General features: G+C 34.4%; 12 protein-coding genes. All 12 read left to right on the top strand.

Annotated elements, in window-relative coordinates; translation table 11 throughout:
- The first annotated feature begins 128 nt into the window (after positions 1-128).
- Positions 129-2,138: an IPT/TIG domain-containing protein gene (locus MTF68_RS02315; protein ID WP_248461560.1), complete on the top strand. Its 2,010-nt coding sequence runs from the start codon at positions 129-131 to the stop codon at positions 2,136-2,138.
- A 64-nt stretch (positions 2,139-2,202) separates the two neighbouring features.
- Positions 2,203-2,622: a hypothetical protein gene (locus MTF68_RS02310; RefSeq protein WP_096041672.1), complete on the top strand. Its 420-nt coding sequence runs from the start codon at positions 2,203-2,205 to the stop codon at positions 2,620-2,622.
- A 93-nt stretch (positions 2,623-2,715) separates the two neighbouring features.
- On the top strand, positions 2,716-3,141 hold the full coding sequence (locus MTF68_RS02305; RefSeq protein ID WP_248461559.1) for a hypothetical protein: 426 nt from the start codon (positions 2,716-2,718) through the stop codon (positions 3,139-3,141).
- A gap of 61 nt (positions 3,142-3,202) precedes the next feature.
- Positions 3,203-3,826, top strand: coding sequence for a hypothetical protein (locus MTF68_RS02300; protein WP_248461557.1), 624 nt, complete (start codon positions 3,203-3,205; stop codon positions 3,824-3,826).
- 39 nt (positions 3,827-3,865) lie between these two features.
- On the top strand, positions 3,866-4,558 hold the full coding sequence (locus MTF68_RS02295; RefSeq protein WP_248461555.1) for a hypothetical protein: 693 nt from the start codon (positions 3,866-3,868) through the stop codon (positions 4,556-4,558).
- A gap of 73 nt (positions 4,559-4,631) precedes the next feature.
- Positions 4,632-5,072, top strand: a complete 441-nt coding sequence (locus tag MTF68_RS02290) for a hypothetical protein (protein WP_248461553.1) — start codon at positions 4,632-4,634, stop codon at positions 5,070-5,072.
- 67 nt (positions 5,073-5,139) lie between these two features.
- Positions 5,140-6,174, top strand: a complete 1,035-nt coding sequence (locus tag MTF68_RS02285; RefSeq protein ID WP_248461551.1) for a hypothetical protein — start codon at positions 5,140-5,142, stop codon at positions 6,172-6,174.
- A 126-nt stretch (positions 6,175-6,300) separates the two neighbouring features.
- Positions 6,301-8,268, top strand: a complete 1,968-nt coding sequence (locus tag MTF68_RS02280) for a hypothetical protein (RefSeq protein WP_248461550.1) — start codon at positions 6,301-6,303, stop codon at positions 8,266-8,268.
- A 12-nt stretch (positions 8,269-8,280) separates the two neighbouring features.
- On the top strand, positions 8,281-8,775 hold the full coding sequence (locus MTF68_RS02275; RefSeq protein WP_248461548.1) for a hypothetical protein: 495 nt from the start codon (positions 8,281-8,283) through the stop codon (positions 8,773-8,775).
- A gap of 5 nt (positions 8,776-8,780) precedes the next feature.
- A complete protein-coding gene (locus tag MTF68_RS02270) occupies positions 8,781-9,371 on the top strand; it encodes a hypothetical protein (protein WP_248461546.1) in 591 nt (196 codons plus the stop codon).
- 25 nt (positions 9,372-9,396) lie between these two features.
- Positions 9,397-9,837 (top strand): hypothetical protein, encoded by a 441-nt coding sequence (locus tag MTF68_RS02265; protein WP_248461544.1) that lies wholly within the window; start codon positions 9,397-9,399, stop codon positions 9,835-9,837.
- Between the two features lie 41 nt (positions 9,838-9,878).
- A complete protein-coding gene (locus MTF68_RS02260) occupies positions 9,879-11,402 on the top strand; it encodes a cell surface receptor IPT/TIG domain-containing protein (protein ID WP_248461543.1) in 1,524 nt (507 codons plus the stop codon).
- Positions 11,403-11,489: the final 87 nt, after the last annotated feature.

Below are 11,489 nucleotides of genomic sequence, written 5' to 3'. Positions count from 1 at the left end.
ATAAAAAGCATCACTTAAGTGGTGCTTTTTTGTTTCTTAAGCTACTTCTTTCAAAGCAGTTTGTATTAAGTCGTTAAATAGTTTAAGTTTATGGGCTGAATTATGGAACACAAAACAAGGATGGATTCTTGAAAATACCCCTCATTTACTTTTCACTATTGAGCGTAAGCAGTGCTTTTAGTTTGCTAAGTTATACAATTCCCGCTCAAGCAAAAACAATTCAATCGCCACCACCTGTAGGCACGTGGCAAAATAATGATGAAGACGCTGACGATGTGCCTGATGAGCAGGACGATTATCCGTTTGATGTAAACTTAGTTAAAGCAAAGTACTATCAAGAAACGGAATTAAACGACAATTTAGCCAAAGCAGAAAACTTGACTTCAGAGATCCCATACTTTGTTTCAGGTGTAGTGCAGCATACAGCTGATTTAGATTTATTTAAATTTACAACAAATAAAGCAGAACGTGTATCTGTTGTACTAAACACGACAAACACAATTTTCAGACCAAACATTTTTATACTCAATTCAGATGGTTCGTCGGTAGAAAAAATAAAATCAAACTTTACTGCTATTGGAAATATTGGTGCCGCTGCTAATTTTACGCTTCCTGCTGCAGATACTTATTACTTAGCTATTACTGATGTTGATGCGCGAGGGAATACTGATTTTACATATAAAGCAAAACTCTTTTTTGATGTAGATATAGATTACATAGATGATGGTCTAGAGTCAGCTTTTGGATTAATTGTTAACGATATAGATTCAGATAGAGATAGAATTTTTGACGGTACAGAATTTTATGTTTATTTAGATGGTAATACATATTCACACGATGTTGACTTGGATGGTATTCCTAATTGGTTGGATGACGATAGTGATGCAGACGGTATACCAGATAAAATTGAAGGCATTTCAGATCAAGATCAAGATGGTTTGGGTAACTTTGTAGACGTTGACTCAGATGGCGATGGCAATCTCGATAAAAATGAAGTTAAGGATATTCTTACTTCTTTTCCAGCCGATACTGATGGTGACAGAGTACCAAATTACGCCGATGTTGATGACGATAACGACGGGTTACTTGATGGAAATGACGCTGAACCATTAAAAATAGTTGATTCAACTTTCCCTGGCGAAGCTGATTATAAAGATATAAGTACTGTAGATTATATTTTTAAGGGCGATTCGTATAATGGGCTTTTTGTAGAGAATGGGACGCACAAAATAAAGGGTAGAGGACTTGAAACCGAGGGCATACTCGTATTCAAACGAACTAATAATTTACCACCTATCAATAAAAAAGTATCATCATTGCTAGATGTTCCCTTTATGCTGCCTGAGCATACCCAATCTATGTATTTTTTTGCTAAGGGTAAACGTTCCAACTCAATTAATGTGATTAAATCAAACCGTAACCTTCCATTAATATTAAAACCAGAACTTGATTACTATTCGGTGGGTGACACCTTAAGTCTATCGGGACAACATTTTTCTGATGATACGCTTGTTTTTATTGATAATATAAAAACTAAACCTTCAATTATAAATACCGAAAAGTTGACCTTTGTTGTTCCTGACGGCGTCAGATCTCAAGCTAAATTAACAGCCAAAACAACTTATGGTACAAGTAATACAGTCACAGTTAAAATTGGTGATGAAGTACTTTTAGATTACAGCCAATTGAGCATACCCAATAAGGTATTAGCACCATTATTAGTTACTTCTTTAAAATCACCGATAAATCAAGAAGAGCAGCTTGGTGATGATTTAAACGTTAATTATATTTTTGGCGGTGATAGTGATGTTGTTATGGCGCTTTATATTGACGAGAACAAAGAGCCCTATGAATTTATTAATACTATGGTTTTTCAATCAGATAAAAATATTTTGATTACGCCAATTCATATAGCAGCATCTTCTGTATGGTATAGCGGTGCTTTAGGTAACAATATAGAACAAATTAATTGGAAAGAAGAGTTTAACGCGCTTAGTTCTAACGAAGACGTTAAAGTATTTGCAAACTTTATTGAAGCAAATTTAAGTAACCCTCGTTATATTGATGATAATTCAGCCAAGTACCACTCACTTTTAAATAAAGCAATAGCGAGTTCAAAAGACTCAATATCAAACTGATAAGCAGAATCAATAAGTTATTTATTTTCAAACAGTAAAAACCAAAACTTAGTTAAGGATAATTATGAAACTCTATAAATTTTTAACATTACCATTATTATTATCTAACCTTGCTTATGCTGAGTCGGAGAAAGACTTAATTACTAAAATGTGCCACGACAATGCTATAAAGATCGTAAATAAGGATTTCGATTCCTATATACAAGATTTTCATCCTAAGGTTGAATCTATAAAAAAATCTAAACAGTTTCTTCATAAAAAGTTTTTAAAGAAAGCGGCAAGGTATGAAGATTCTATTAAAACAGCAGACTATAACAGAATATCCTTTTCAACAGAGGAAGGTAAGAAAAATACATTTTTTGATGTTGAAAAGTCCGTCATTGTAGAGATAGAGTTTTTAAATATAAAAAAGGGAAGTAATCATTTCCTTTGCCAGTATGGTTTAGATAAAGACTCTCAGAAATGGTTTAAAACAAGTCTTTAACCATTTTTTTGTAAAGCACCTAGCTTATAGTATAAAAATAATTAAGCCAGGTGCTTTCTACTTATTTAAAGAAATAACTTTAAAAGGAATAATGTGCAAAATATTTTTATTACAGCCAGCTTAGTTTTATTAACAGGTTGCACCAATGGCGAAATTAAAATGACCTCGTTTAAAAAGTTTAAACCAGCTGATGATAAAGGTCACCCTTTCCATAGCGTGTTCTTTAATCTAGAGGGAAATAACAAACAAGAATACTGTGAAATAAGTTTCCCCGGTAAAATCCTTGAAAACAAAGCGGAGATCGATGGCCCAGGTATTAACAACTTAATGATTGGGTGTTCGTTTGATGGCTATAAAAATGTAGGCATGCCAATAACATCAGAGTACTTTAATACAACACTTAAATTTATTGGTGGAAATAAAGCCACGCTTAATTTTCATGGTGAATTAGTGGCGGATCATGGTGTAAGTTATGAAGCAAGAACTGTTGGCCCTGTAGAGTTTGAATATTCATTGTAAATTGGTTAGCTAAATAGTTTTTACTGCATCGCAATACGCTAGAAGAAGGAACCTTTAAAACGTGAAAGATTCACTCTCGCACTATATATATAACAATGTAAAAAACATGCCTGTTTTTGCACATAATGATAATTATAAACTAAAAAATACGGGGCGCTGGCCACAAAAAACAACAAAACAGTGGTTGATGTTTTTTGTAATAAATACACTTGTTGCCGTTATTTTTGGATTAATCGGCATAGACCTTACCCCCAATAAATATCCTACCTATTCAGATCCACAACTAATCCAATCAATAGTTTTAAATTTATTACTCATAAATACAATCCGCTTTGTTATATGGGTTAACCATAGTATTAAATGTGCCAAAGATTTAACCGTTGATAAACATACAGGCTGTGTAGAACCCATTGAATCAACTAAGCCGGTTAAAGTAACGGGAAAAGCATTTCCGACTAAAAGTACTGAGTTTAAAATTATTACCGGAGCGGTAATTGAATACCAGAACAATAAAAAACAGGTTTTTAATCGCTTATCAATATTACAGCTTCCTGAATTTATAGACTGGTTAAAAGAAAAGCATGATGTAAGTATTGAATTCAAAACATCATTAATTACAAAGCTTCCGCTTTATTTTTTATTTTTAATCATTTTTTGCTTGATGATTTTGTTATTTTTTATCTAACCCTTTGAAGGGAATATTCGATTTATAAAAAGAGGTTGTATGGACTTTTTGTGTAAGAAATTTAGGCACTTTACTAACTCGTATAGCACGGATGAACGCCTTGAGAAAGAGTGTCAAGCCGATTTAACAACATATCCTTTATTAAAAAACTTCACTAAAAAGCAACTCTACCTACACAGTGTAATAGCTTATATTGTTGGACTTTTATTAACCTGTTTTTTTATAAGTGAAGGTAGGGTGTACGATACTAATAATAGGCCTGAATATGTTGTACTTTATTTTATCGGCTTTTACTTTGCTATTTTAATTGCAGTTTTGTTTTTTAAACGTGGCAACAAACAATCAATTACTCTGTATCAAGACTATTTTGAATTTAAAGGCACTGGTAGTGTAAATAAAAAGTTTTACTATCGGGATATTGAAGAGGTAACCGTGGGTAAGTTTGATTACACCATAGTAAAGCGTATTCGCGGAACGGTTAGACGCCATGAAAATATTAAACTCCCATTTTTTACTCATGCTACATTTTTATTTACTAATAAAGACACGCTGACAATTAATCGAATAAACCTTTTTATGCTGCCTGAAATAATAGAAGTAATGGTCAAAAGAACAGCTGTTGAAGTATCTTATTTATTTCCACCAGTCATTAAGGCTATAGCAATTATGTTTGCAGCACTTTTTGTAACTGTACTTACAAGTATTGTTATTGTTCAAACATACTTAATTTGATAGCTGTTAATTGATATTTTAACTTTGTTAAATTGGCGTAGCGGTTAAAAATAATGAAACACAAGGAATAAATGTGAAAAATAAAACATTAATAACGGCCATAGTAGGGTGCTTATTTAGTGCATCAACTGTTGCAATGGAGCGTTTTCATGGAGTTGAAGATGGTTCAGATGAAAATTTAAAATCAGTATGTAAAGATTATATGGTAAACAGTTATTTAAAAAATGATCCCACACTGTTTTTTTATTTATTACCTGAATCAGTAAAAAATATGGAAGATAAAATTGAGAAAAGCTGGTTTGATGACCATACCAAAAAGTTTGGTGACGAGCCAATCACTGAGTATGAATTTTTAGAGATCAGTAATAATATAGAAAAAGGAGCTTACAAAGGAAAAGCCACAAAAACTATTAGGCTTGAATTTAAAGCTGGGAAAATGGATAAAACTAAAAGAAGCCTCTGTTATTTTAAGCAATCAGAAAATGGCCGTTGGTATTTAGGTCAAAAACCTTAAACTCAATAAGGAAGGCTTAGCCTTCCTTTTTCATCATTAAAAATTCATTTGTCGTGTTGGTGTATCAATGAGTTATAAATTACAAAAACAAAGTAATGAGCAGCTAATATTTACAGATAATGGCGGAGTCTCAGGGGTTATATTTCACTTTTTGTTAATGTGCTTAGGCGCATGGCTAATTTATATTAGTGTTATAGGTATATATGAAACAGGCGAGCTAGTTTGGTCCAGTATAATAATTTTATTGGGTTTGGTGCTGTGCACGCCGGTATTAAAAGTCAATAAAGTAATACTAAGCGCTAAAAATAAAGATATTGTCAGTACACGCTCTTGGCTTGGCTTTGTTACTAAAAAAAAGCATATTATTAATTCACAGTTATCCCTTGTTGAAGTAAGTGGCTTTACAACCGGTGAGTTTGAAAAATTCTTTGATCCAGAAAAGCCAGTACTAGAACATTTTTCAATGAAGTTTTTTAGTTATCCAGAGCTCACAATGAACGTTGCGACACTTTCAGATATTTTAAAATCAGTTGCTTTTTTAGAGGCGCATTTTGATACTGATTTGGCGTTGGTTGCTGGTAATCGTAGGCATAAATTAAGTATTGATGGATTAAAAACTAAAAGCACAGAGTCAGCTGATATTCCTAATGACCGTTACTTTAAACAAAGTAACGGTGGTGAGTTAATAATAACTGCCAGACCCGTTACATCACCGCAATTTTGCTCGCTCTTAATGCTAATTTGGTTGTTTACATTATTTACTATTTGGTTTTTATTTAACCATGCAGACCTTGTAGGAGCTCAATATTTACCAGCCGCTCTACAGTCAGTTTTATCGGTAGTACTCATTGTGTTAGGGGGTTATTTAAGTATGTTAGTTATGGGCCGTAAGCGGTTTAGCGTAAGCAATGGCGATTTAATAGTTAAAGCTACTGGGGTCAAAAACAAAGTTATAAAGCTAGACGATGTTTGGGGCGCTGCCAAAGTCGCGCGAAGGACTTACCTGCTAACTAAATCTGGCACGATTTGTTTAGGTTATAACTTACCAAGAAAATACAGTATCGCCATACATGATTGGTTTGCAAAATCTATCAATAACTAGGTGCCTATAGATATGTAAGTTTGAATGGTTGTATTAAATTAGGTACGATGACATCATAAACTAAAAAAGAATAAATTTTAGGCAAATAATTGTTACTTTAGCGGACTAATCAACAAGGATGGATTCTTGAAAATACCTCTATTTTATATCTCATTACTAAGCGTAAGCTGTGCTTTTATAACACCATTACACGCAAAAACTATTCAGCCAACTACCCATATAGGCACGTGGCAAAATAAAGACGAAGACGGCGATGGGGTGGTTGATGAGCTTGATGCTTATCCGTTTGATACGAGTAAAAGTGAATACGAATTTGTTAAAGAAGAAGAGTTTAATAACAATAATGATGTGGCGACTGTCGCACCTGAAGAGTTACCATTTAAGCTTTCTGGCCGAATTCAGCAAGCGAACGACTTAGATTACTACAAAATCCAGTTAGAAAAGGATGTTGCAGTGACCGTACTTTTATCGTCTTCAAGTAATGAATTTGACCCTGGTATGGCAGTAATGGACAGCTCTGTAGTGGCTATTCAATCATGGGGACCAAATTTTACTGCTGTTGGTAAGTATAAGCGGGCTATTCAAGTAAAGCCGAGCGAGTCTGGCACTTATTATATTGTTATTAATGATAAAGAGTTTAGAGGTAAGCAATCTTACGATTACCAATTACATGTATTTGTAGATGAGGATGTAGATGCAATTGATGACTCTTTAGAGCCTGCTTTTGGCTTTAAAGGTTATGCGCAGGATACGGATGGCGATGGCATTTATGATGGTACTGAGTTTTACGTGTTTAATTTAGGTTCAGCGTATGCCCTTGATGTTGATAATGACGGTACACCAAACTGGCTTGATGAAGACTCGGATAATGACGGCATTAAAGATGTACTAGAAGGTGCATTTGATTTAGACGAAGATGGCTTGGGTAATTTTGTAGACTTAGATTCCGATGCAAACACAATTATAGATGGTAAAGATTCGGGAAATCCTCAAAGACCTTTAAATCATGATAAAGACGAATTAGCTAACTTTATTGATTTAGATGACGATAACGATTTAATTTTAGATGTAAATGATCCTGAACCACTAAACTCAGCATCAAATGGCGCGTATGGGACCGATAATTATTTAGAGATTAGTAACATTTACTATTTATTGAATGGCAGCCAAGAAGTTGAAAGTGTTATTTTAGCAAATAAAAAACACCGAATTTACGGTGAAAACTTATCAAATGGATTTTTAAACTTCAACATAAAGGGCAGTCTTTCTCCCGTTAACCTTCCTGTTAATGCCAATGGCAAGGATTATATTGACTTTGTTATGCCGCGCAATGCTACAAGTATTAGTTATAGTGCAGCAAATATACGTACAGCACCTATTGAACTTTCGTTTAATCAACAATTCTCGCCCTTGATAGTGAACCAAGGGGTTATAGAATCTTCAGCGAATCAGGAAGTTACTTTATCTGGAATAAACTTTTCAGACGATACTTTAGTGTATTTAAACGAGGTAGAGCTTACCCCTTTAGCAACTTCTCCTACTAGCTTAAGTTTCACAGTTCCTACAAATGCTGAATCAGGCAAATTATATTTAAAAAACAGTTATGGGAAAAGTAACGCATCTAAAATTGCTGTATTTAGTGAAACAACACTAACAATAGATGACTCCTTGTCGTTTGCTAATTCTAAAGTGGTTGCAAGTACATTTATATCTGGCATAGAAAAAACGGTCGATTTTAACAACAGCGTTGCCGTCGTGCCTGTTTCTAGCAATAACGCCACAACGATTACCTTATACTTTGGTGATGAGCAAAAGTATTACTTAAATGTACTTTATTTAGGGCAAGCAGATTTACAAATTACACCACGATTTCTTGCTGCATCTACTGCATGGGGTTTAAGTGGCGTGAACCGAACACAGCAACCCGCAAAATTAAGAGCTTTATTCACACAAGTACTTAAGCTAAATGAAGTAATTGAATTTGCGGATTATATTAAAGAAAATAATAACCAATTGCCTAAATATAAAAGCAAAAAATTTATGACTTTAAAATGGGCGGCTGCGGATGCAATTACAGCTCATCTTAAAAAATAAAAGGACATTTTAATGAAAAATAAATTAATCACACTTTTAATTGCGGGGCCTTTAGTCAGCTCATCTTTTTTGTTAATGGCTAGCGAAGTGCCAGCTAAAGAGTATTTTAACAAACGCTGTATGGACGCATGGCAAAGCATAAAAGCCGGAGACCGAGAGGCTTTATTTGCAGAGTTACCGCCAAAATTACAAAACTGGAATGAAGGTAAAACAGCATGGAAGCAAGTTGATAAAGCAATAAAAGACTACAAAGAGGATTGGGAGCAACTAAATTTAAATAATTTGGTTATTACGATGTTAGATTATGGAGGCGTAAGTGAAGATGGCAATATGTTACCAGTAGGCTTACAGAGCTCAGTAGATAAACGAATGGCTCGCTTTTACCCTGAGGCCACTCGAGAATATACCTTAAATTATACTTTTAAAAATGATGAACGTGATGAAGGTAAATCATGCTCATTTTTAGAGTTTGATAACGAATGGTTTATGTATCATAGACTACTTTGATTATTATGAATTTAATATCTGAAAAGCTTAAGAATACATTTCAAGTCTGTTTTGCACACAAGCGCTGGGTGCCTTATACCCGAGTAAAATCGTTTTTAGGTATGCTACTGGGCGCTTTTGTCGCCTCCTTTTTTATTGATGGTCAACCGAGTTACTCAAACGCTGACCAAACATTGAATACTATGTTTGTGGTTACCCCGTTTTTGTTTTTTGGGTTGGTGCTATTGCAATCCTCGTTACAAAAAACATTTTACAACGCCGATGTATTTATCACGCGCAAAGGTTTAACCATGCCAGATTTTAAAGGTGAGCGTGAGGTATTTATTGCCTTTAAAGATATAGAGGCGATGTATATCAAATATTTTCCGTTAACGCCGCTGCTGTGGTTTGGTCCTTACATAAGTACGCATTTAGCGATTAAAACAGTCAATGGAGAGCGTTATGGAGTACATACGTTTAATTTAAGTGACTATAGAGCAATTGTTAATTATTTAGCGAAAGTGCATAACGTAAAAACTAAACACCGTTTTTCATGGTGGACATTAACCTACTTATCTCTTTTCCCAATCGGGTTTTTATTGGGCTTTATTGTTTAATTTACTTAAAAAACTAAGGAAAGACATGAGATTAAAATATCTATCAATCCCACTACTTGCAAGTGTGTTAACTGGGTGTGGCACACAAGATGTTGTTATAACAAAAGCGATTAGCTTTGAGCCATCAAGATTTATGCGTGAGAATGCTAAAACACAGCCTTTTTTGGTTGTTGAAATAGAAGGTGATGGAAAAGCGGGTACCTGTAAGATTGATTTTCCTATAGGTATGCTAAAAAGTAAAAGAGCGATTAAAGGCACCGGCTCTGAACTGCGAATGCGTTGTAGCTATGATGATGTAAAAGGTTATGGCACGGGTTATACACATGAATATAAACACGCCGAGTTACACCATTTAGGTGACAACAAAGCAACGTTATCGTTAAATGTAGTGCTATATACACGCAAAGAAGATTTATCGATTGAAGTGAAAACACTAAAGCCACTTGAGTTTGAATACACGCTTTAAATAATAAATACCTTAATGGATAACCAAACAAGGATGGATTCTTGAAAATATCACTATTTTATCTCTCTTTATTAAGCACCAGCTGCGCTTTTAGCTCGCTAACCTATACAACAAATTTACACGCAAAAACCATCCAGCCAACAACTCATGTAGGCACCTGGCAAAATAAAGACGAAGACGGCGATGGCGTTCCTGATAAACAGGATGACTATCCGTTTGATAATTCGCGCTCTAAATTTTTTGAAGTTCAAGACAGCGAACCTAATAATAATCCCAGTGTTGCTGAACCTTTAGCTGCTGGGATCCCTTTTAGGGTAAAAGGTGCTATTTCAAACAAAGGAGACAATGGCGATCTATATCGTTTTAGAGGCAAAGAAGGTGATTTTGTTTCCGCATTAGTTACCTATGAGTCTGAAAGTTTTGCTCCTAAAGCTTACTTTTCGGATGAAAATGGTTTAGCTATTAACTCTTCTTTAATACATTTTAGTAAAGAAAATAAAACCTTTTTTGTGACAGTTATCATCCCTAAAGATGGTTTATTTCATTTGGGGGTAATTGATAGTCGTTCAGGCGGAAATCCAAGTTTCAAATATCAAGTAGATGTTTTTTATGACGAAGATATTGATGGTATCCCAGATAATAAAGAGAGGGCATTAGGGATACTTCCTAATAGTCAAGATACCGATAAAGATGGGATCCCCGATTTTTATGGATACTATGTAGATGCATCTATTGGAATAGACTTCGATAGTGACGGCATTCTAAATATGCTCGACGAAGACAGTGATGGCGATGAAATTAGTGATAAGCTCGAAGGGTACACTGATCCAGACGAAGACGGCCTGTACAATTTTATTGACCTAGATAGCGATAGTGATTCAACTCCCGACAGTCAAGAAAAGGTAAACGATAAAGGCTTACCATTAGATTCGGATTACGATGATATAGCTGATTTTTTAGACTTAGATAATGATGGTGACTACATATTAGATATTCATGACTCTGATCCTTATGCAAAAGTTGAAAGTGTTTCAATGGATTCAACCCCATTTATCCAAATTAGTAGTGTGAGTTCTTTAATTAATGGGGTAACGACTAAGGAAGTATTGAGAGGGAATGATATCGTTGTTGTAAACGGTATGAATATGGAAAGTGCAAAAACACCAATTTTAGTTATTTATTCACAAGACAATATTTATAATTTTATACCCACCTATAGCAAGGCTAAGTATAGATTCAAGCTTAATATTCCTGAAGGAAAACATAGAGCATTTTTATATGTTGATGATTTAAAAACAAATGACATATACATTTCATCTTATAGCAATGATGTACCACTTATTTTAGGACCGTCTTTCGTTATGCTTAAACGAGGTACTAATTTCACATTAAACGTAACGGGGGCAACACAAGGCACTAAGGTTATATTTGGTGGCAAAACTATTGTTCCAAATAATATATCGGCAACATCAATAACTTTTAACGTACCAAATAAAGCGGTAAAGGGAACTCTTCATCTCTTAAATTACTCGGGTAAAAGTAATTCAATATTCTATAACTTTTAGAAAGATTTGCGTAAATACCTAATATGAATTACTAGCCTAAGATCTGTTCGTATCTGATACCTAGTTAGAATAAGTATTGGAGTAAGA

This window comes from Pseudoalteromonas sp. 2CM37A (genome assembly GCF_023161885.1).
Lineage (GTDB): Bacteria > Pseudomonadota > Gammaproteobacteria > Enterobacterales > Alteromonadaceae > Pseudoalteromonas > Pseudoalteromonas atlantica.
This window is presented reverse-complemented; position numbering and strand designations above follow the sequence as displayed.